The sequence below is a fragment of the Faecalispora sporosphaeroides DSM 1294 genome, assembly GCA_000383295.1.
Lineage (GTDB): Bacteria > Bacillota > Clostridia > Oscillospirales > Acutalibacteraceae > Faecalispora > Faecalispora sporosphaeroides.
In genome coordinates this window covers 1-21,005 of record KB911078.1, presented here as the reverse complement: position 1 = coordinate 21,005, position 21,005 = coordinate 1, and the positions used below count along the sequence as shown (strand labels likewise).

Sequence of the window (21,005 nt, the reverse complement as noted above, 5' to 3'; positions counted from 1 at the left end):
CTGCCATTTTTATTAAAAATAAAGATTCAATGTCTTGTTTTTTTATTGACACACAATTCATTTGATGCTATCATTTATTTTGAAAATTCCAAAAAATGAAATGAATTTCATAATACGGGAAATCAAGAGGGGGGATTTAGAGTATGCCAGTTGAGCAATTATTGCCGCTGTTGTTCTCAGGACTGACCGTGATACTGACGATCGCGATCCTTTCAACGCTGACCAAAATCAAGGCCGCGGTGGAAGAGTTGGCAGCAAGGCCCGTTGTGGCGCCGGCGCCGCAGCCTGTAGACGATGGAACAGACGAGATTTACGCGGTTATTATGGCCACAATCAGCGAGGATTTGCAGATTCCGCTGGATCAGCTGCAGTTTAACAGCATCAGAGAGTGTTAACAAAAGAAAGCATCCGTTGTTTTGAAAAGAATTATGTTGTGATAGGAGAGACCGATTATGAAATACTTGGCAAGAGTCAATGGCAAAGCATATGAGGTGGATGTGGAGCGCGCTCCCTCCGCTTACAAACCGATTCCCAGAGGAATCTACACCGGCGAGCTTCAGGCGGCTCCGGCCCCGGTAGCGGCTCCCGCTCCCGTAGCAGCGCCCGCCCCGGCAGCGGCTCCTGCGGCAGCTCCCGCCCCCGCAGCGGCCCCCGCTCCCAAGAAGGCTCCCGCAGCGGCGGCAGCCGGCGATACCACCGTTAACTGCCCCATGCCCGGAACCATCCTACAGGTAAAGGTTTCCGAAGGTCAGGCAGTCAAAGCGGGCGATACCCTGTTCATCCTCGAGGCGATGAAGATGGAAAACGAGATCGTTGCTCCCTGCGACGGCACTGTGAAGAGCGTTTCCGTCAACAAGGGCGACGCGGTACAGTCCAACGATCAGCTGGCTGTGATCGGCTGATTCTTCTCCCCCTCAGTTTGATATTGCTGCCGGATTTCGATCCGGCTTGCGCTGAAGTAACGGCTCGCAGGTTCTTATCGTGGAATGCATTCTAAGATGCGGATGATTCACGGAAGAATCCAGTGCGGGCTTTTCAGCGGGCTTTATGCTTTTATGAGGTTGCAAACAGAGGCGGATTTGTGCGTTTCCTGAAAATACAGCTTGGCAAACCGGTATTTGTGTGTTAAAATAGACAGTAAGCACGAGTGGTTTGTTCAAAAATTAACAAATCGGCCGTTTGGCTGTAATTTTTCGATTTTTTCTGTTTTTTTCAGTAACTGCAAATAAATTCTGCCTTTTTCAGTCCAAATGATTCTTTATTTGAAAAAGGAGGCACCTGTCAATGGCTGAGCACGGTTACTCAATGCCCTCGTACTTTAAAAATATGCCGATCATCGGTTCGGCAAACCCCCAGGTGAACGCGGAAAACGAAGCGGAATTCCGCAAAGTGGAAAAGGAAATCGCAGATAAGAGGGCCGAAATGCGCGATAGCGGACGTTCCGACGAATCTCTGCACCAGTCCGGTCAGATGACCGCTACCGACCGTATTGAGGCTTTGGTAGACCCCGGTTCGTTCCTGCCCCTGAACAGCCTGTATGACCCGGAGAGCAACTCTACCGGCAGCACCGGCATCATCAAGGGCCTGGGCAGAATTCGCGGCAAGTGGGCGATGATCATCGCCTCCGACAATAAAAAGCTGGCCGGCGCATGGGTCGCGGGCCAGGCAGACAACCTGCTGCGTGGCTCCGACACCGCAAAATGCCTGAACATCCCGCTTGTTTACATCCTGAACTGCAGCGGCGTTAAGCTCGACGAGCAGGAGAAGGTATACGCAAACCGCCGCGGCGGCGGCACCCCCTTCTTCCGCAATGCGGATCTGCAGCAGAACGGCATTCCGGTGATCGTCGGCATCTACGGCACCAACCCGGCCGGCGGCGGATACCACAGCATCAGCCCCACCATTCTGATCGCTCATGAGAAAGCCAACATGGCAGTCGGCGGCGCCGGCATCGTGGGCGGCATGAACCCGAAGGGCTATGTGGACGAAGAGGCTGCGCAGGCGCTGATCGAGGCAACCAAGAAGCAGGTCAACGACCCGCCCGGAAACGTTGCGATCCACTACGGCGAAACGGGCTTCTTCCGCGAGGCGTACACTGAGGAAATGGGCGTTCTCGAGGCGATTCAGAAGTACATGGACGATATTCCGGCGTACAATCCGGAGTTCTTCCGTGTGGATTACCCGCAGGAGCCCAACTTTGAGCCCAGCGAGCTGTACAGCATCCTGACCATGAACACCAAGCGCCCCTACAATGTGGAGAATATCCTCAGCCGCATTTTCGACGGCAGCCAGTTCGACGAATACAAGAAGGGCTACGGCCCCGAGATCATCACCGGCATCGCCAAGGTAAACGGCCTGCTGGTCGGCGTGATCGCAAACTATCAGGGCATCCTGATGAACTACCCCGAGTATAAAGAGAACAGCGTCGGCGTCGGCGGAAAGCTGTATCGCCAGGGTCTGATCAAGATGAACGAGTTCGTCACCCTGTGCGGCAGAGATCGCCTGCCCATCGTCTGGTTCCAGGATACCACCGGAATCGACGTCGGCAACGACGCGGAAAAGGCGGAGCTGCTCGGCCTTGGCCAGTCTCTGATCTATTCCATCCAGTCCTCCAAGGTGCCGCAGATTGAAATCACTCTGAGAAAGAGCACCGCCGCTGCCCACTATGTGATGGGCGGCCCGCAGGGCAACGATACCAACGCCTTCACCCTCGGCACCGCGGCCAGCGAAGTGAACGTGATGCACGGCGAAACCGCCGCCGCCGCCATGTATTCCCGCCGCCTGGTAAAGGACGCCAAGGCCGGCAAGGACCTCAAGCCCACCATTGACAAGATGAACGAGATGATCGAGGAGTACCGTGTCAAATCCGGCCCGCTGTTCTGCGCTCAGCACGGCTTCCTGGATGAGATCATCGAGCTGACCAAGATCAGAGAGTACGTGATCGCGTTTGCCGAGTCCGCTTACCAGAACCCGCGTTCGTTCTGCGCGTTCCATCAGATGCTTCTGCCCAGAGCAATCCGCGATTACAACAACGTATTTGCCAAAGCAGTTGAAAAATAATTCGGTCTCCGCCTGAGGCGGAAAATCGTGAATCGGGATTCCGGCGCACCGCCCAGTCAATCCAACAGTGTGGTATCCACCCTTACAGTTGATGAAGGGAGTGCGCCGGGATTTTTCCTTGGTTCCCGGCTGAACGGGCCGGGCCCCGGCGGGGAAGCGGCGCTTCACGCCGGCGGAGAATATTTCCGGAGCACCGGGAGCTTGGGGCGGGCCGCATCGGGCGGCGGGTTCCCCGGGCACGGCATTATCTTTGGATGAGGAGTTTAAATATGGATTGGAAAGATCTGTACGCGCAGCGAAAAATGACCGCGGAGGAAGCGGTGGCTCGCGTTCGTTCCGGCGACAGGGTGGTAACGCCCAACGCGGCGGGCGCGCCGATTCATTTGATCAATGCGCTGGTTGCGCGAAAAGATGATCTGAAGAACGTGGAAATTGCCCACATGGTACCTTTGGCAAAAGCGCCCTACGCCGCGCCGGAGATGGAAGGGCACTTTATCCACAACTCCATTTTTGTAGGCGGCTCGACCCGGGCCACCATTGAGGCCGGCATCGGCGACTATACGCCCTGCTTTTTCCACAAGGTGCCCGAGCTGTTCGACACCACTCTGCCGGTGGATGTGGCGCTGATCCACGTTTCCACCCCCGACGAGCACGGCTGGTGCAGCTACGGCGTAACGGTGGACTACCAAAAACATGCCGCGGAGGTGGCAAAGCTGGTCATCGCGCAGGTGAATGAGAATATGCCCCGCACGCTGGGCGACTGCTTTATTCATGTGAGCGAGATGGACTGCATCGTGGAGTGTAACGATCCGATTCTTGAGCTTGGCGCCCCCAAAATTACCGAGATTGAAAAGAAGATCGGCGGCCACTGCGCCGAGCTGATCAGGGACGGAGATACCCTGCAGTTGGGAATCGGCGCGATTCCGGACGCGGTGCTCCTGTTCCTCAAAGAGAAGAAAGATCTCGGCATCCATACGGAAATGTTCTCGGACGGCGTGGTCGAGCTGGTGGAAGCCGGCGTGATCAACAATTCCAAAAAGACGCTGCACAGAGGGAAGAGCGTTGCAACCTTCCTGATGGGCACACGGCGTTTGTACGATTATGTTCATAACAATCCGGCGGTGGAAATGTACCCCGTCAATTATGTCAACGACCCTGTGATTATCGCGAAAAACGATAATCTGGTGTCGATCAACTCCTGCGTGCAGATCGACCTTCTGGGCCAGGTGGTATCCGAAAGCATCGGGCCGGTACAGATCAGCGGCGTGGGCGGGCAGATCGACTTTATCCGCGGCGCTTCCATGAGCCGCGGCGGGCGTTCGATTCTGGCGATGAATTCCACGGCGGCGGGCGGCAAGGTGTCGAAGATCGTGCCGTTTATCGATCAGTGGTCGGCGGTGACCACCTCCCGCAACGACGTTCAGTACGTTGTGACGGAGTACGGGATCGCGGAGCTGCGCGGGCACACGACGCGAGACAGAGCCCGCAGCCTGATTAAGATTGCCCACCCGGATTTCCGTGATTCCTTAAAAGAGGAATTTGAAAAGCGTTTCCATACAACCTATTAAGAACATATAGAAGAATAAAAACAAGAGGCCCTGCCGAATGCCGCAGGGAACAGTCAGGAGGGACACAGATGAGTCTGGTTACATTTGAAGCAAAGCATGACAATCTCATCGGGATTCTGACCATGAACCGGCCCCAGGCGCTCAACGCGGTAAACCTGGAGGTCATGAAGGATCTGGAGCAGGCGCTGGAGCAGGCAAAGCAAAGCGGTATCCGCTGCCTGATCATCACCGGAGCAGGCGAAAAGGCTTTTGTGGCCGGTGCCGACATTGGCGAAATGCGCAATCTGACAAAGCAGCAGGGCGAAGAATTTGGCCTGCTCGGCGACAGGATTTATCATCTGGTGGAGCAGTTCCCCGCCCCTGTGATCGCGGCGGTCAACGGCTTTGCTCTGGGCGGCGGCTGTGAGCTTTCTCTCGCGTGCGACATTCGCCTTGCGTCTGAAAAAGCGGTGTTTGCGCTTCCCGAGGTGGGCCTTGGCATCACTCCCGGGTGGGGCGGCATGCAGAAGCTGGCCAGGGCGATCGGCCCCGGCAAAGCGAAGGAAATGGTATTTACCGCCGGCAGAGTAAAGGCGGAAGAGGCCCTCGCAATCGGCCTGGTCAACGCGGTGTACGCGCCCGAAGAGCTGCTTGCAAAGGCCGAGGAGCTGGCGCTGAAGATTGCCGCAAACGCTCCGGTGGCCGTGCAGAACGCAAAGCGCGCCATTAACGAGGGTGTTGGCCTTGGCTTGTGGGAGGCTGCCGAGCTGGAGGCCAGGCACTTTGGCGATTGTTTTGAAACTCAGGATCAGCGGGAAGCGATGGGTGCGTTTGTGGAGAAACGCAAGCCCGCGCCGTTCGTTGGCAAATAAATTTTTCATAATTAAAAATCAGGGGGATCGATATGAATTTTGAGCTGAACAACGAGCAGTCGATGGCTCGGGAAATGTTCGCGGCCTTTGCAGAAAAGGAAGTAAAGCCCTTAGCTCACGACATTGATGAGGAAGAGCGCTTTCCGGCAGAGACCGTTGAAAAAATGAAGAAGTACGGCTTTTTCGGCATTCCGTACCCGAAGGAGTTCGGCGGCCAGGGCTGCGATGTTCTGACCTACATCCTGTGCGTGGAGGAACTGTCGAAGGTGTGCGGTACAACGGGCGTTATCGTTTCCGCACATACCTCTCTTTGTGCCGACCCGATTTACAAGTTCGGCACCAAAGAGCAGAAGGAAAAATATCTTGTTCCGCTCGCTTCCGGCAAAAAGCTTGGCGCATTCGGCCTGACCGAGCCCGGTGCAGGCACCGACGCTTCGGGCCAGCAGACCAAGGCTGTGCTGGAGGGCGACCACTATGTGCTCAACGGCAGCAAGATTTTCATCACCAACGGCGGCGTGGCCGACATTTATGTCGTGTTCGCCATGACCGATAAATCCAAGGGCGTGAAGGGCATCTCCGCGTTTATCGTAGAGAAGGACTTCCCGGGCTTTTCCATCGGCAAAAAAGAGAAGAAGATGGGCATTCGCGGCTCCGCTACCACAGAGCTGGTATTTGAGAACTGCATCGTTCCCAAAGAGAACCTGCTCGGCCAGGAGGGCAAGGGCTTTACCGTTGCCATGACCACGCTGGACGGCGGCCGCATCGGTATTGCCGCGCAGGCGCTGGGCATTGCCGAGGGCGCTCTGGACGAAACCATCAAGTATGTAAAAGAGAGAAAGCAGTTCGGCCGTTCGATTGCCGCGTTCCAGAACACGCAGTTCCGCATTGCGGACATGAAGACGAAGATCGACGCCGCAAAGCTGCTCGTTTACCGTGCGGCAATGCTCAAGCAGGCCGGCGCCAAGTTCTCTAGCGAGGCTGCGATGGCGAAGTTGTTTGCGGCAGAAACCGCTATGGCGGTTACCACCGAGTGCGTACAGCTCTTCGGCGGCTACGGCTACACCAGAGAATACCCCGTGGAGCGCATGATGCGCGACGCGAAGATCACCGAAATCTACGAAGGCACCAGTGAAGTGCAGCGCATGGTTATTTCCAATGCGCTTTTGAAATAAGGGGGGGCACGCAGTGAAAATCGTTGTAAGCATCAAGCAGGTTCCGGATACCAATGAGGTAAAGCTGGACCAGACGACAGGAACCCTGATTCGTGAGGGTGTTCCCAGCATTATCAATCCGGACGACAAGGCTGGCCTTGAGGCTGCCCTCCGTTTGAAAGATCAGGTAGGCGCGCATGTTACCGTGCTGACCATGGGCCCGCCTCAGGCGGCCATCGCTCTGCGCGAGGCTCTGGCCATGGGCGCGGATGAAGCGATTCTTGTGACCGACCGCGCGTTCGGCGGCGCCGACACCTGGGCCACTTCCTCCACTCTGGCCTCCGCTATTTCCAAGCTGGATTACGATCTCATCATCACCGGCCGCCAGGCCATCGACGGCGACACCGCACAGGTTGGCCCGCAGATCGCCGAGCACCTCGGCCTGCCCAACGTAAGCTATGCGGAAGAGCTGTGGGTGGAAGGCGATACCCTCAAGGTAAAGCGCCAGTATGAAGACCGCTATCACATCGTTCGCGTCAAAACCCCCTGCCTGATCACCGCTTTGGCCGAATTGAATGAACCCCGCTATATGACTCCCGGCGGCATTTTTGACGCCTTCCAGAAAGAAATTATCGAGTGGCACAGAGCCGACCTCGATGTTGACGACAGCAACATCGGCCTCAAGGGCTCCCCCACCCGCGTGAAGAAGTCCTTCACCAAGGCGGTGAAGGGACAGGGCACCATTGTAACGATGGAGCCCGAAGAGTCAGCCAACTGGCTGACCGACCGTCTGCGTGAAAAATTCATTCTGTAGTAGGAAAGTGGTGAGGAATTATGAGTAACGAAGCATATAAGGGAATATTCGTATTTGCCCAGCAGGTGGACGGAAAGCTGTCCAACGTTGCGCTGGAACTGATCGGCAAAAGCAAGGCTTTGGCCAAAGATCTGAACACAGAAGTTACCGCCGTGGTATTGGGTAACAAAATCGGCCATCTGCCGGAGCAGCTGGGCCGTTATGGCGCGGACCGCGTTGTCATCGCGGAGGATCCAATTCTGGAAACTTATACCACCGAGCCTTATGCGCATGTTATTACCGAAATCGTAAAAAAATATCAGCCTGAGATCGTGCTGTACGGCGCAACCGCCATCGGCCGCGATCTGGCTCCCCGTATTTCCGCCAGAGTACACACCGGCCTGACCGCCGACTGCACCTCGCTGGAAATCGAAGAGGGCACCGGCAACCTGCTGATGACCCGCCCCGCATTCGGCGGCAACATCATGGCGACCATCGCCTGCGCGGACTTCCGCCCCCAGATGGCGACCGTTCGCCCCGGCGTAATGCAGCGACTGACCCCGGTGGACAACGCCCACCCGGTGGTAGAGTCCTTCTCCGTTCCGGATCTGGCCGAGCATGTCAACGTGGAAGTTGTTGAAGTGATCAAAAAGATCAGCGAGAAGATGGATATTCAGGAGGCCAACGTTCTGGTTTCCGGCGGACGCGGCATGGGCGGACCCGAGAACTTTAAGCTCCTCGAAGAACTGGCCGACGTTTTGGGCGGCACAGTTTCTTCCTCCCGTACTGCGGTTGACGCAGGCTGGGTTGAGAAAGACCGCCAGGTTGGCCAGACCGGTAAAACGGTTCGCCCGAACCTGTATATTGCCTGCGGCATTTCCGGCGCCATCCAGCACTTGGCTGGCATGGAAGAGTCGGATGTGATCATCGCGATCAACAAAGACCCCAGCGCTCCCATCTTTGAGGTGGCGGATTACGGCGTTGTGGGCGACGCGATGAAAATCCTGCCTCTGTTCACAGAGCAGGTGAGAAAAGCCAAGGAAGAAAAGAGCAACGCCTGATTCATTTCAGGCTCTCAGCACGGCAGCGCGCAAGGATTTTGCATTTGGAGGCTTCCGCGCCGCCGCGCGGGTTTTCCCCGGCCCAATGCGAATCCACGCGCGCTGCCGCGCTGAAAATTGCTTTTTTTCAGATGGAGCCGACCAGTTTTGCCGGCCGATTCCATCCATCATACTTAAATTGGAGGTTTTACCGTGGGAAAAGTGTATACGCTATCTGAAGCAGTAGCTAAATTCGTAAACGACGGTGACAGTATTGCGATCGGTGGCTTTACCACCAACAGAAAGCCCTTTGCCGCCGTGCATGAAATCCTCAGACAAGGCAAGAAAGACTTTATTTTAAATGCGGGCGCCAACGGCGGTGATGCGGATTTGCTCATCGGCTGCGGGCGTGTGAAAGCGTACATCAACTGCTACACCGCAAACTCCGGCTATACCAACGTATCCAGACGGTTCCGCGCGGCGATTGAAAACGGCGACATTCTTTTTGAGGACTACTCACAGGATGCTGTTATGCTGATGTTCCATGCCGCTGCTCTGGGATTCCCCTATGTTCCCAGCCGCCTGATGATGGGTACCGGCCTTGCCGATAAGTGGGGCATTTCCAAAGAGATCAGAAAGACCATTGACAAGCTGCCCGATGAAAAGTTCGTCATTGAGCAGAATCCCATGAACCCCGAAGAGAAGCTGCTGCTCCTGCCTGTGCCGGAGATTGACGTTGCCGTCATTCATGTGCAGATGGCTTCCCCCGACGGAACCTGCCGCATTCTGGGCGACGAGTTCCAGGATACCGATATTGCGGGCGCTGCGAAGAAGGTCATTGTTACCTGCGAAGAGCTGGTTTCCGATGAGTATATCCGCCGCGATCCCAACGCGAACACCATCCCCGGCTTCTGCGTGGATGCCGTTGTTCATGCCCCGCACGGTGCGCATCCGTCCCAGTGCTACGACTACTATGACTACGATTCCAAATATTATAAAGAATACGATGTTGCCTCCAAAACACAGGAAGCGTTCGACGCTTTCTGCCAGGAGTGGGTATTCTCCACCCCGACACACGAGGACTACCTCAACAAGGTAGGCGGCGCCAGGCTGGCCAACCTCAAGGTTGTTCCGGGTCTCGGCTACCATGTTGATATGACGGCACAGGCGAAGGAGGAGAAGAAGTAATGGCTAACTACACGAATTACACCAACAAAGAAATGCAGGCAATTACGATTGCCCGCGCGATCACCAACGATCATATCGCGATTGTTGGAACAGGTCTTCCTCTCATCGGCGCAACTGTTGCCAAGAAGATATTTTCCCCCGGCTGCACACTCATTGTTGAGAGCGGCCTGATCGACTGCGATCCCGTTCAGGTTCCCACCTCTGTCGGTGACTGCCGCTTTATGGCGCACTGCGCGGTGCAGTGGCCTCCGGTTCGCTACATTGGCTTCCAGGCCAACGAGTGGCTCAAGAACAGAGACAGAATGATCGCCTTCATCGGCGGCGCTGAAATTGACCCTTACGGCAATGTCAACTCCACCTCCATGGGCGATTACCATCATCCGAAGACCCGTTTCTCCGGCTCCGGCGGAGCGAACGGTATTGCAACGTATGTCAATACCGTTCTCATGATGCAGCACGAAAAGCGCCGCTTCACTGAGAAGATCGATTACATTACCAGCCCCGGCTGGATGACCGGCGGCCCCGACGGACGCAAGAAGGCAGGTCTGCCCCAGAACCGCGGCCCGCTGATGGTTGTTACCGACAAGGGCGTTATGAAGTTTGACGAGAAGACCAAGAGAATGTATCTGGCGGGTTACTACGAGTCCTCCTCCATTGAGGAGATCGTAGAGAATACCGGCTTTGAGATTGACACCTCCAGAGCAGAGCTGCTGGCTCCGCCCTCTCCGGAAGTCATCAAGGCGATCCGCGAAGAGATCGATCCCGGCCAGGTCTTCATCAAAGTTCCCAAAGAGTAATTATCGTTGATATTCATTCCTTGCACGCGGCGGAGCTTTGTTTGAGGCTCCGCCGGCGGCGCAGGGGGTTCGACTGTTTGGCGGTTTCAGGCCGATTCGGCTTGAAATGCCGATACCGAGTTCAAAAAGCCAATTGGTAGGAAGGTTACTATGGAAGCAAAGTATACGTTAGGCATCGACGTTGGTTCCACCACGTCTAAATGTGTGATTGTGAAGGACGGGCAGGAGATCGTCAGCAAATCTCTGGTTTCAGTGGGTGCCGGTACCAGCGGCCCCGAGCGCGCGATCAAAGAGGTGCTGGATAACTGCGGAATGAAAAAAGAAGACATGAGCTTTATTCTTGGCACCGGCTACGGGCGTAATTCGCTTGATATCGTGGATGACCAGATGAGTGAGCTGAGCTGTCATGCAAGAGGCGCATACTACCTGTTTCCGGAGGTTCACACGGTCATTGACATCGGCGGACAGGACATGAAGGTGCTTCAGATTGACAATGGCGTTATGGTCAATTTCCAGATGAACGACAAGTGTGCCGCCGGCACGGGGCGCTTTCTCGATGTAATGGCCCGCGTGCTGGAGGTGAAAGTCGCCGAACTGGGCGATTTGGGGGCAAAGTCCACCAAACGGGTAGCGATCAGTTCTACCTGTACGGTTTTCGCTGAAAGCGAAGTGATCAGCCAGCTGGCGCAAGGCAGCGATATGCACGACATCATCAACGGTATCCACCACTCTATCGCCGCCCGTATGAGCGGTCTGGCACGCCGTGTCGGTGTGCGCGACCAGGTTGTTATGACCGGCGGTGTGGCGCAGAATGTCGGTGTTGTCGCAGCGCTGGAGGAGGAGCTCGGCCATAAGGTCTACACCTCTCCCCTGGCTCAGTATGCCGGTGCGCTTGGCGCGGCGCTGTTTGCGTACCAAAAGGCGACCCGCAAGAAATAGCGCCAGGCAATAGAATGATTTTTCGTCGGTGTGGGAGCTCCCCACACGTTAGAAACCCTTTGTTACTATTATTTTAAAAGGAGCGAGTGAACTATGGCAGAAATCGAAAAGACAGCACCCGCCGAGCAGACTGCTCCCGCAGCTGCGGCGCCTGCCAAGAAACCTGCAAAACCCGCCAGCCCCGGTGTAACTGCTCTGCGTAAAGTCGTTTCCGACGTTTACGCTGCCGCTTGGGAAGCAAAGAAAGCGGGCCGCCCGGTGGGCTGGTCTTCTTCCAAATTCCCCTGCGAAATTGCGGAAGCCCTCGACCTGGCCGTTGTATATCCCGAAAATCAGGCCGCCGGTATCGCCGCGCAGCATGACGGCGAGCGCCTGTGCGTGGAAGCGGAGAACCTGGGCTTTGACGCAGACATCTGCGGCTATGCCCGCATCAGCCTGGCCTATGCCTCCGGCGTGGAGACCACCAACGTGTCCCGCCAGATGCCCCAGCCCGACTTCGTTCTGTGCTGCAACAACATCTGCAACTGCATGACGAAATGGTACGAGAATATCGCTCGTATGCACAACATTCCGCTCATCATGATCGATGTTCCCTACAACAATACCACCCACGTGGACGAGAGCCAGGTGGCGTATATTCGCGCCCAGTTTGAGGACGCAATCAAGCAGCTGGAGAAGATCTCCGGCAATAAGTTTGATGAAAAGAAATTTGAGCAGGTATGCGCGAACGCAAACCGCACCGCGAAGGCATGGCTGAAGGTCTGCGACTACTGCCGGTACGAGCCCTCCCCGATGTCCGGCTTCGACCTGTTCAACCACATGGCGGACGTTGTTACCGCCCGCGGCAAGCAGGCAACCGCCGAAGCGTTTGAGCTGCTGGCCACCGAGCTCGAGGAGCACGTAAAGAACGGTACCTCTACCCTGCCGTTTGAAGAGAAATACCGTATTATGTTCGAGGGGATTCCCTGCTGGCCTGATCTGAGAGCGCTGTTTAAGCCCCTCAAGAGTGCCGGCTTGAACGTAACCGCTGTTGTGTATGCGCCCGCGTTTGGTTTCGTATACGACGGTCTGGATGATCTGTGTCGTGCATACTGCAAAGCCCCGAACAGCGTTTGCCTGGAGCAGGGTGTGGAATGGCGTGAGGGCCTCTGCCGCGACAATAAGGTAGACGGCGTTCTGGTTCATTACAACCGCAGCTGCAAGCCGTGGTCCGGCTATATGCCCGAAATGCAGCGCCGCTTTACCGCAGACCTGGGCATTCCCTGCGCCGCGTTCGACGGCGACCAGGCGGATCCCCGCAACTTCAACGCCGCTCAGTACGAAACACGCGTACAGGGTCTTGTTGAAGCGATGGAAGCAACTAAAGCTGCGAAGGAGGGCTAACGAACATGAGTATCGAATCGATGATCAGCGAGCTGGCCAGTGTTGCCGCACATCCCGGAAAGCAGCTGGCGAATTTTAAAGCACAGGGCAAAAAAGTGATCGGCATCATGCCCTACTATGCGCCCGAAGAGCTTGTTCATGCCGCAGGAATGGTTCCCATGGGCCTCTGGGGCAGCAACGACAAAACCATCTCTTTGGCGAAGGAATACTGCGCGACGTTCTACTGCACCATCGCACAGCTGGGCCTCGAAATGCTGCTGGACGGCACGCTCGATCAGCTCGACGGCGTGATCACTCCCACCATTTGCGACACCCTGCGCCCGATGAGCCAGAACATCCGCGTGGCGATGGCCAAGTACGAGAAGATGCCTACCATCTTTTTGGCACATCCCCAGAACCGCAAGCCCGCTTACGGCCTGAAGTTCTGTGTGGATCAGTACACCAACGTCAGAAAAGCGCTGGAAGAAATCAGCGGCGCTCCGATTACGGACGAAGCGATTCAGAACGCGATTAAGGTATACAACAAGAGCCGTGCTGCCCGCCGCGAGTTTGTAAAGCTTGCAAGCGAGCACTGCGACGTGATCACTCCCACAAAGCGCAGCGCCGTGCTGAAGGCCTCCTGGTTCATGCTCAAGGATGAGTACACCGAGAAGCTCGAAGCGCTCAACGAAGAGCTCAGAAAGCTGCCGGTTTGCGACTGGAAGGGCGTGAAGGTCGTCACCAGCGGTATCATCTGTGATAACCCGGCCCTCCTCAAGATTTTTGAGGACAACAACGTAGCGATCGCTGCGGATGACGTAGCGCAGGAGAGCCGCTCCTTCCGTGCCGACGCTCCGGAGGATCAGGCAGACCCGATGATGGCCCTGGCTATGCAGTTTGCAAGCCTCGACTACGACGTTCTGCTTTATGATGAGCATTCCTCTGAAAACCGCCGCGGCGAGTACGTTGCCAACATGGTAAAAGAAAACGGCGCACAGGGTTTGATCGTGTTCATGCAGCAGTTCTGTGACCCGGAGGAGATGGAGTATCCCTCTCTGAAGAAGGCTTTGGACGAGGCCGGCGTCCTGCACATCAAGCTGGGCATCGACCAGCAGATGCGCGACTTCGGTCAGGCTGCCACCGCGATTCAGGCGTTTGCCGACGTATTGAAGTCTCTTTAATTTACATTTCAAAAAGGCCCCTTTCGGGAGAAATCCCGAAAGGGGCCTTTTTGCGAACTCTTTATTTACTGAAAGAAAAGCGTTCTGGTGCTTTGCCGCGGAATGAGGGGCAAGCCCGCGCAACGCCGGCATAAACTGCCCGAAGATAATTGCTCTAGTAAAAAATTGTATTTCTATGAGAAACCCGTCAGGAACACACCAAAGGGTAAAAATTTGCCGCTTTGGTAAAAATCCGGGAATGTTGCGGCTTTTCCGGTACACATTAATAATTAATTTACATTTGAAATCTTGACAATCCCGGCACGGAATGATAAATTATTAAATAGAAGTTAGCACTCAAAACCATAGAGTGCTAAAATCTAAAAATGAGGTGAGAGGAATGGAGCTGAGCGACAGAAAACTGAAGGTGCTGGCAGCGATTGTAGAGGCTTATGTAAAAACCGGCGAGCCGGTTGGGTCGAAAGCGCTGGCCGCCGATTTGGGTGTTTCCTCCGCCACGGTAAGAAATGAAATGGCCGATCTCGCGGAGATCGGGCTTTTGGAGCAGCCGCATACCTCCGCCGGGCGGATTCCTTCCCAGAAGGGGTACCGCGTGTATATCGACCGGGTGATGAGTCTTAAGCCCGTCACGCAGGAGGAGCAGCGGTATTTGGACGGAATGCTGTTTTCGAGCGCGTACGACCAGCAGAAGCTGCTGGAGGGCGTATCGCATATGCTGGCGGGGCTCACCCGCTTTGCGGCGGTTTCCACCGCTCCGTCGGGCAAAAAAGCGGATATTCGCGCGCTGCAGTTTGTGCAGACGAGCCGCAGAACAGCTATGCTGATTCTGCTGACCTCGGCGGGCACAATGAAGCACCAGATTTTCCGGTGCGAATTCGATTTATCCCCTGAGATTCTGCGGGTGTTTTTCCGCGTGCTCAACGAGCGCTTGGCCGGTGTGCCCGTGGCCGCCGTCACCCCTGCGTATATTCAGACTCTGGCCGCCTCTCTCGGTGACCTCACGGTGATGATGTCCTCGGTGCTGATGGCGCTGCTGGAGGCCGCGCAGGAATCCGTTGAACCGGAGGTGCGCCTCAACGGGCAGATGAACCTGCTGTTCCACCCGGAGTTTGAACGCGGCAACGCCCGCAGAGTCATGGATTTTCTGGAGCGTCCGCAGGATTTGGCGGAACTTCTTCTGCAGCCGCAGAAGGAGGTTCGCGTGATGATCGGGGATGAAACCCGGCATCCCGAGCTGCGGGAATCGAGCATTATTGTGGCGCAGTATGCAATTGACGGCCAGCGCGCCGGTGCGATCGGCATCATCGGCCCCACCCGCATGGATTACGCGGGGCTGATCGGCAAGCTGGATTACCTGTCCCACACAGTGGGGCGTCTGCTGACAGAGCTGCGTCAGGAGGAATAATCAATCCATTCAAAATTGAACTAATAGAATGACGGGCTGCCGTGGAACGGCAGCGGAAAGGGGCAATCTCCTTGAGCAAACAGGATGCCGCGAAAAAGGCGGCGAAGCAGGCCGAACAGGCCGCAGAGACAGAGAAAGAAAAGGATTGTAATGCGGCGGAGCAGCCGCAGGCGGAAACGCCGGGAGACGAACAGCTGAAAAAGCTGCGGGAGCAGCTTGAGCAGACCGCTGCCGACCTTGCAAAGCAGAAGGATCTGCTTTTGCGCACCGCGGCGGAATACGATAATTACCGCAAGCGCACCGAGCGCGAGAAAACAATGGTTTACACAGACGCCACGGCGGATGCCATTGAAAAGGTTTTGCCGGTCTGCGACAATCTGGAGCGGGCGCTGGCCCAGCAGGGCGGCTCCGTGGAGGACTTTCGCAAGGGCGTTGAAATGGTTCTCTCCCAGCTGAACGGCACGCTCGAAAAGATGGGCGTCACGGTGATCGGCCAGCAGGGCGAACCGTTTGATCCCGAGGTACACAACGCCGTCTCTCATATCGAGGACGAAAATCTGGGCGAAAATGTCGTTGCCGAGGTACTGCAAAAGGGGTACCGCATCGGCGATCGCATCATCCGCCACGCGATGGTACAAGTGGCCAACTGACGGCCCGATCAGAAAATTCCGCCGCGGTCTGACGGCGGCAGCCGAAATGATTCGGCTCGACTTCATGAAAATAACAACCTAACTTTTTGGAGGTAATAAGTATGGCAAAAACAATTGGTATCGACTTGGGAACAACCAACTCCTGTGTAGCTGTCATTGAAGGCGGCGAGCCTGTCGTTATTCCAAACGCGGAAGGCGCGCGCACCACTCCGTCTGTTGTGGCGTTTTCCAAAACCGGCGAGCGCATGGTGGGCCAGGTGGCAAAGCGCCAGGCCATCACCAACCCCGAGCGCACCATTTCTTCCATTAAAAGAGAAATGGGCTCCTCTTACAAGGTGAATATCGATGGCAAGAGCTACACCCCGCAGGAAATCTCCGCGATGATCCTGCAAAAGCTGAAGGCGGACGCAGAAGCGTACCTGGGCGAATCGGTTACCTCCGCGGTCATCACTGTTCCCGCTTACTTTACCGACGCACAGCGTCAGGCGACAAAGGATGCCGGTAAGATTGCCGGTCTGGATGTCAAGAGAATCATCAACGAACCGACGGCCGCGGCTCTTTCCTACGGAATCGATAAGGGCAACGATCAGAAGGTGATGGTGTACGATCTGGGCGGCGGCACGTTCGACGTGTCCATCATCGAGATGGGCGACGGCGTGCAGGAGGTTCTCGCCACCGCCGGCAACAACCGTTTGGGCGGCGACGACTTCGACAAGCGCGTGATGGACTGGATGATCGACAGCTTCAAAAAGGAAAGCGGCATTGATCTGAGCGGTGACAAAATGGCGATGCAGCGCCTCAAGGAAGCCGCCGAAAAGGCAAAGATCGAGCTTTCCGGCATGACCTCCGCCTCCATTAACCTGCCGTTCATCACGGCGGACGCCACCGGCCCGAAGCATTTGGATCTCACCCTTTCCCGTGCAAAGTTCAACGAGCTGACCGCCGATCTGGTGGAAAAGACCATGGGCCCGGTGCGTCAGGCACTGCAGGACTCCGGCCTCCAGATTTCCGATATCAGCAAGGTGCTGATGGTCGGCGGTTCCTCCAGAATCCCCGCGGTACAGGATGCGGTGAAGAACCTGACCGGCAAAGACCCGTTCAAGGGCATCAACCCCGATGAGTGCGTCGCAATCGGCGCTGCGCTGCAGGCCGGCGTTCTGGGCGGCGAGGTTCAGGGCCTGCTGCTGCTGGATGTTACTCCTCTTTCTTTGGGCGTTGAGACCATGGGCGGCATCATGACCAAGATCATTGAGCGCAACACCACCATCCCGACCAAGAAGAGTCAGGTGTTCTCCACCGCCGCAGACGGCCAGACCCAGGTAGAGGTTAACGTGCTGCAGGGCGAGCGTGAATTTGCCCGCGACAACAAGCAGCTGGGTCTGTTCAAGCTCGACGGCATCGCTCCCGCACCCCGTGGAATCCCCCAGATCGAGGTTACCTTCGACATCGATGCCAACGGCATCGTAAACGTATCCGCAAAGGATCTCGGCACCGGCAAAGAACAGCACATCACGATTACCTCCAGCACCAACATGAGCAAGGACGACATCGACAAGGCCGTGAAGGAAGCGGAGCAGTTTGCCGCCGAGGACAAGAAGCGCCGCGAAGAAGTCGACACCAAAAACGAGGCGGAAAACCTGTGCTATTCCGTTGAGAAGCTGATCACCGACAGCGGCGACAAGATTGAAGAAGCCGATAAGACCGAGCTGAACCAGAAGGTTTCTGAGCTCAAGGGGATGCTGGCGTCTGCTTCCGTCGAGGAGCTGAAGCTCAAGACGGAAGACCTGCAGAAGAGCCTGTACGCGGTTTCTGAGAAGCTATATAAGGCCAGTGCCCCGCAGGGCGGCGCGGCGGCTCCCGATATGGGCGGCCAGCCCCAGCAGGGCCCGGCGGCGGGCGACGGCCAGACGGTGTACGACGCGGACTTTAAAGACGTGGACGACAGCCAGAAATAATTCCGGTATTTTCAACCCGGGGTGTTTTGTGGTATGATATTCGATACGTGATGAAAACGATACGGCGGCGCGTGGAGCCCGCGGTGTCGTACAGCAACACAGTTGATTGCGAAGGGTGGCCTCGGCCGCCCTTCGTCGGGTATGCCGCGCAGGCGCGGCCGCCCGGCATAGAAATCCAGGGCGGGCGGGAATTCGCTTTTCCGCTTGCCGCACCATGTGGGAGTGACTTGGCTTGGCGGAAAAAAGGGATTATTATGAGGTAATGGGCGTGCCCAAGAATGCCTCGGAAGACGAAATTAAAAAAGCTTACCGCAAACTGGCAAAGCAGTACCACCCCGATTTGAACCCGGGGGATAAAACGGCGGAAGCCAAATTTAAAGAGGTCAACGAGGCTTACGAGGTTTTGTCCGATCAAGAGAAGAAAGCGCGATACGATCAGTTCGGCCATGCGGGAGTAGACCCGAATTTTGGCGGCGGCCCCGGTGCCAGCCCCTTCGACGGCGACATTGATCTGGGCGATATTTTCAACAGCTTTTTCGGCGGCTTCGGCGTGGGGCGCAACGCAAACCCCAACGCGCCCCGGCGCGGGCGCGACGCGCAGGCATCGGTCACAATCTCGTTTGAAGAGGCTGCGAAGGGCACCAAAAAGCAGGTTTCTTACCAGCGGATTGAATCGTGCCAGTCCTGTGGCGGCTCCGGCGCGGAAAGCGGAACGGAAACGAAAACCTGCCCGCAGTGCGGCGGTACCGGCCAGGTGCGGGTCAGCCAGCGCACGCCGTTCGGCGTGGTGCAGACCAGCCGCGGGTGCGACCGCTGCGGCGGAAAGGGTAAGATCATCGATCACCCCTGCCATACCTGCGGCGGCACCGGGCGTGTCAGAAAAACCAAAACGCTCGAAATTGCCATTCCGGCCGGTATTGACGACGGCCAGACCCTGAATGTGGGCGGCCACGGCGACGCCGGAACAAACGGCGGCCCTGCAGGCGACCTGCACGTGTTTGTAACGGTGCGCCCGCACCCGATCTTCGAGCGCCGCGGCAACGATGTGTGGTGCGAAATGCCCATCACATTTGCGCAGGCTGCTTTGGGCGCGGAGGTTGTCGTTCCCACGCTCGACGGCAAGGTCAGCTACCAGGTGCACGACGGCGCCCAGCCGGGCGATGTGTTTAAGCTGCGCGGCAAGGGGATTCCCAATATTCACGGCCGCGGGCGCGGCGACCAGTATGTGCGCGTGACGATCGAGGTGCCGAAGAACCTGACGGACCGCCAGAAGGAAATTCTCAAAGAATTTGACGGCGCGGGCGATGAACAGCGCAACTACCAGAAGCGCAAGAGTTTTTTCGATAAAATCAAGGATCTGTTCGATACAGAAAAAAAAGAATAACGGGTGTTGTACCCGATGAAAAGGCTTCGCGAAAGCGAGGCCTTTTTTCTTTCTATGTGGGTGAAAATCATACAAAAAAGAATGGCAGAAAAAATATTTTTATTTTTTTGGTAAAATTTGTAACAAATAGCCCCTCTCAAACGTCATATTAATGAAGGCTGTTTGAAAAAGATTTGTATTATGATTTTGGTCTGAAAGGAGAGCGTTGCCGTTTCAGCTTTTCAAAGGCCTTCGATCCCGGCAGGATTTGATAGACGTAAAAAATCAGTTGCGTCTTAGAAAGGGAGATTGTAAAATGAAAAGAGCATTAAGTTTTGTACTTACACTTACTATGCTGATGAGCCTGTTTGCCATGCCGACTTCTGCAGCGACTGCCCCCAAACAGGAAACAGGAGCAGAGTTTCAGTCGCAGTCTTTTACTCGATATTCCATCCAATCGGGTTCAATTAAACAGGAAAATTGGACAACAGAACAAATTACAAGTCGATTGAGAAATCTAGGTGTATCTGAATCTGAAATTAAATATCTTTTAGAGTTGGAAAAAGAAAGAGAACGGAATTTTAGATTGCCTGCGACTACAGGTAAAATTACATTAATGGCTCGATTTCCCTCAAATCCGTCTATTGGGGATAGGTATACAACTCAAATAAAAGTTGGAGTGGCAACTACATCTTTAAGTTTGCAAGCCCTGGTTGTTAAATTTGTAAGCAAAGGTATTTCGCTTGCCGCGGCAATAGGGGTAGCAGAAGCTATAATATCTGATTATACAGATATTAAGGGGGTCGTTTTTACAGTCGATTATATTTACGGCTATGATAATGATAATCAACTCAATTGGGTATATAGCAAGGTCGATTGGGACTTTTATTATTAATTAGTGGGTGTTTGATTTATGAATCAAAAATTGCAAAGACAGTGGCATCTATTAGCTTATTTTTTTGTCGCATATGTATTGATTTCCAGTAGTTACCGTATTCTGAAAGCAGTCACCATTTTTGACTTGGCGATTCTGAAGTCTTTTCTGCTTTGGCCGTCTTTGGTTCTGCTTTGTGCTATTTTCCTTTTCTCTCTTTGGTTGTATCAAAAGAGCGGAAAGGAATGGAAAATGTACATGCAGGACAAAAAGTTTGTACGGCTTTTCTTTTTCGTTGGGTTTGGATTGGCAATTGTGCTTGCCGTAATTACAGATTATGTGATTTGATCTAAATATCCCTTCATATAGTTTTACAAATTCCAATTCAGGTATGTGAAAAAGGAGCAATAAGGTGCGATTATGAGCAGTAAATACTGGCTGGGCATCCAGCAGGAGATACTGGAGAGAAAAGGTATTTATAAGCTGTGGGTATTTCTGTTTCTGTTTTGCGGTACCGTGATTATGCTGCCGGAAATTCCGGTTCTGGCGTATTCCCCGCAGCTTCTTCTGGGAGTGATCACGCTCGTGTTTCTGGGGATCATCTGGCATGTCTGCAAAGAGGAAAGATCCAAAGAGCAAAGCCATGAGCTGTTAGGTTACATGGTTCTTTTCCTTGTGATGATTGCCGGCTCAATTTCCTCGATCTCAGCGTGCAATTCACAGATTAGGCGGATGGTATGCCGCAGCTCCAGCAACTTCGCAGGCATCACAGAGCCAATAGATTGTCTGGCGGCTTCCCGTATCTCTATGGCCTTGTCTCGTCCGTAA

19 protein-coding genes and 1 pseudogene are annotated in these 21,005 nt (G+C 55.1%); 19 read left to right on the top strand and 1 reads right to left on the bottom strand.

All coding sequences use genetic code 11. The features are described from left to right. The first annotated feature begins 143 nt into the window (after positions 1–143). From G340_RS0115310 to G340_RS0115210, 19 genes are all read left to right on the top strand, one after another. Positions 144–395, top strand: a complete 252-nt coding sequence (locus G340_RS0115310) for a hypothetical protein (RefSeq protein ID WP_009065298.1) — start codon at positions 144–146, stop codon at positions 393–395. 57 nt (positions 396–452) lie between these two features. Continuing rightward, on the top strand, positions 453–902 hold the full coding sequence (locus G340_RS0115305) for an acetyl-CoA carboxylase biotin carboxyl carrier protein subunit (protein ID WP_020074519.1): 450 nt from the start codon (positions 453–455) through the stop codon (positions 900–902). Positions 903–1,284: 382 nt separating this feature from the next. Then, complete coding sequence (locus tag G340_RS0115300) at positions 1,285–3,060, top strand: acyl-CoA carboxylase subunit beta (protein ID WP_020074518.1); 1,776 nt, start codon at positions 1,285–1,287, stop codon at positions 3,058–3,060. A 269-nt stretch (positions 3,061–3,329) separates the two neighbouring features. Then, positions 3,330–4,628, top strand: a complete 1,299-nt coding sequence (locus G340_RS0115290; RefSeq protein ID WP_020074516.1) for an acetyl-CoA hydrolase/transferase family protein — start codon at positions 3,330–3,332, stop codon at positions 4,626–4,628. A 68-nt stretch (positions 4,629–4,696) separates the two neighbouring features. Then, positions 4,697–5,479: an enoyl-CoA hydratase-related protein gene (locus G340_RS0115285; RefSeq protein WP_020074515.1), complete on the top strand. Its 783-nt coding sequence runs from the start codon at positions 4,697–4,699 to the stop codon at positions 5,477–5,479. A gap of 32 nt (positions 5,480–5,511) precedes the next feature. After that, complete coding sequence (locus tag G340_RS0115280) at positions 5,512–6,651, top strand: acyl-CoA dehydrogenase (RefSeq protein ID WP_020074514.1); 1,140 nt, start codon at positions 5,512–5,514, stop codon at positions 6,649–6,651. Positions 6,652–6,664: 13 nt separating this feature from the next. Further along, entirely contained in the window at positions 6,665–7,444 is a 780-nt protein-coding gene (locus G340_RS0115275; RefSeq protein ID WP_020074513.1) for an electron transfer flavoprotein subunit beta/FixA family protein, read from the top strand. Between the two features lie 20 nt (positions 7,445–7,464). Further along, the gene (locus G340_RS0115270; RefSeq protein WP_020074512.1) at positions 7,465–8,484 is read left to right on the top strand and encodes an electron transfer flavoprotein subunit alpha/FixB family protein; all 1,020 of its coding nucleotides are present in this window, start codon (positions 7,465–7,467) and stop codon (positions 8,482–8,484) included. A gap of 192 nt (positions 8,485–8,676) precedes the next feature. Continuing rightward, on the top strand, positions 8,677–9,651 hold the full coding sequence (gctA, locus tag G340_RS0115265) for a glutaconate CoA-transferase subunit A (RefSeq protein ID WP_020074511.1): 975 nt from the start codon (positions 8,677–8,679) through the stop codon (positions 9,649–9,651). Further along, the gene (gene gctB / locus G340_RS0115260; RefSeq protein ID WP_020074510.1) at positions 9,651–10,448 is read left to right on the top strand and encodes a glutaconate CoA-transferase subunit B; all 798 of its coding nucleotides are present in this window, start codon (positions 9,651–9,653) and stop codon (positions 10,446–10,448) included. The genes gctA and gctB overlap by 1 nt, the downstream gene beginning before the upstream one ends. Positions 10,449–10,598: 150 nt before the next feature. Beyond that, positions 10,599–11,387 carry a (R)-2-hydroxyglutaryl-CoA dehydratase activase HgdC gene (gene hgdC / locus G340_RS0115255; protein ID WP_020074509.1) on the top strand — a complete coding sequence of 263 codons (789 nt, stop codon included), beginning with the start codon at positions 10,599–10,601 and terminating at the stop codon, positions 11,385–11,387. A gap of 93 nt (positions 11,388–11,480) precedes the next feature. Then, positions 11,481–12,770, top strand: a complete 1,290-nt coding sequence (locus G340_RS0115250) for a 2-hydroxyacyl-CoA dehydratase subunit D (protein WP_020074508.1) — start codon at positions 11,481–11,483, stop codon at positions 12,768–12,770. A 5-nt stretch (positions 12,771–12,775) separates the two neighbouring features. Continuing rightward, positions 12,776–13,930, top strand: a complete 1,155-nt coding sequence (hgdB, locus tag G340_RS0115245) for a (R)-2-hydroxyglutaryl-CoA dehydratase subunit beta (protein WP_020074507.1) — start codon at positions 12,776–12,778, stop codon at positions 13,928–13,930. Between the two features lie 379 nt (positions 13,931–14,309). Continuing rightward, entirely contained in the window at positions 14,310–15,335 is a 1,026-nt protein-coding gene (hrcA, locus tag G340_RS0115240) for a heat-inducible transcriptional repressor HrcA (protein ID WP_020074506.1), read from the top strand. Between the two features lie 71 nt (positions 15,336–15,406). Next, positions 15,407–15,985, top strand: coding sequence for a nucleotide exchange factor GrpE (grpE, locus tag G340_RS0115235; RefSeq protein ID WP_020074505.1), 579 nt, complete (start codon positions 15,407–15,409; stop codon positions 15,983–15,985). A 101-nt stretch (positions 15,986–16,086) separates the two neighbouring features. Beyond that, the gene (gene dnaK, locus G340_RS0115230; RefSeq protein WP_020074504.1) at positions 16,087–17,940 is read left to right on the top strand and encodes a molecular chaperone DnaK; all 1,854 of its coding nucleotides are present in this window, start codon (positions 16,087–16,089) and stop codon (positions 17,938–17,940) included. A 232-nt stretch (positions 17,941–18,172) separates the two neighbouring features. After that, positions 18,173–19,324: a molecular chaperone DnaJ gene (dnaJ, locus tag G340_RS0115225; RefSeq protein ID WP_020074503.1), complete on the top strand. Its 1,152-nt coding sequence runs from the start codon at positions 18,173–18,175 to the stop codon at positions 19,322–19,324. 295 nt (positions 19,325–19,619) lie between these two features. Continuing rightward, the gene (locus G340_RS17330; RefSeq protein ID WP_154653245.1) at positions 19,620–20,198 is read left to right on the top strand and encodes a hypothetical protein; all 579 of its coding nucleotides are present in this window, start codon (positions 19,620–19,622) and stop codon (positions 20,196–20,198) included. Between the two features lie 18 nt (positions 20,199–20,216). After that, positions 20,217–20,525, top strand: coding sequence for a hypothetical protein (locus G340_RS0115210; protein ID WP_020074500.1), 309 nt, complete (start codon positions 20,217–20,219; stop codon positions 20,523–20,525). Between the two features lie 332 nt (positions 20,526–20,857). Here the strand turns inward: G340_RS0115210 and G340_RS18535 are convergent. After that, positions 20,858–21,005 (bottom strand): annotated as a pseudogene (locus G340_RS18535) (IS110 family transposase); the annotation flags it as partial.

Coding starts and splice junctions, on each gene's coding strand:
- G340_RS0115310 (WP_009065298.1), top strand. CDS start 144: ATGCCAGTTGAGCAATTATTGCCGCTGTTGTTCTCAGGACTGACCGTG.
- G340_RS0115305 (WP_020074519.1), top strand. CDS start 453: ATGAAATACTTGGCAAGAGTCAATGGCAAAGCATATGAGGTGGATGTG.
- G340_RS0115300 (WP_020074518.1), top strand. CDS start 1,285: ATGGCTGAGCACGGTTACTCAATGCCCTCGTACTTTAAAAATATGCCG.
- G340_RS0115290 (WP_020074516.1), top strand. CDS start 3,330: ATGGATTGGAAAGATCTGTACGCGCAGCGAAAAATGACCGCGGAGGAA.
- G340_RS0115285 (WP_020074515.1), top strand. CDS start 4,697: ATGAGTCTGGTTACATTTGAAGCAAAGCATGACAATCTCATCGGGATT.
- G340_RS0115280 (WP_020074514.1), top strand. CDS start 5,512: ATGAATTTTGAGCTGAACAACGAGCAGTCGATGGCTCGGGAAATGTTC.
- G340_RS0115270 (WP_020074512.1), top strand. CDS start 7,465: ATGAGTAACGAAGCATATAAGGGAATATTCGTATTTGCCCAGCAGGTG.
- gctB (WP_020074510.1), top strand. CDS start 9,651: ATGGCTAACTACACGAATTACACCAACAAAGAAATGCAGGCAATTACG.
- hgdC (WP_020074509.1), top strand. CDS start 10,599: ATGGAAGCAAAGTATACGTTAGGCATCGACGTTGGTTCCACCACGTCT.
- G340_RS0115250 (WP_020074508.1), top strand. CDS start 11,481: ATGGCAGAAATCGAAAAGACAGCACCCGCCGAGCAGACTGCTCCCGCA.
- hgdB (WP_020074507.1), top strand. CDS start 12,776: ATGAGTATCGAATCGATGATCAGCGAGCTGGCCAGTGTTGCCGCACAT.
- hrcA (WP_020074506.1), top strand. CDS start 14,310: ATGGAGCTGAGCGACAGAAAACTGAAGGTGCTGGCAGCGATTGTAGAG.
- dnaK (WP_020074504.1), top strand. CDS start 16,087: ATGGCAAAAACAATTGGTATCGACTTGGGAACAACCAACTCCTGTGTA.
- G340_RS17330 (WP_154653245.1), top strand. CDS start 19,620: ATGAAAAGAGCATTAAGTTTTGTACTTACACTTACTATGCTGATGAGC.
- G340_RS0115210 (WP_020074500.1), top strand. CDS start 20,217: ATGAATCAAAAATTGCAAAGACAGTGGCATCTATTAGCTTATTTTTTT.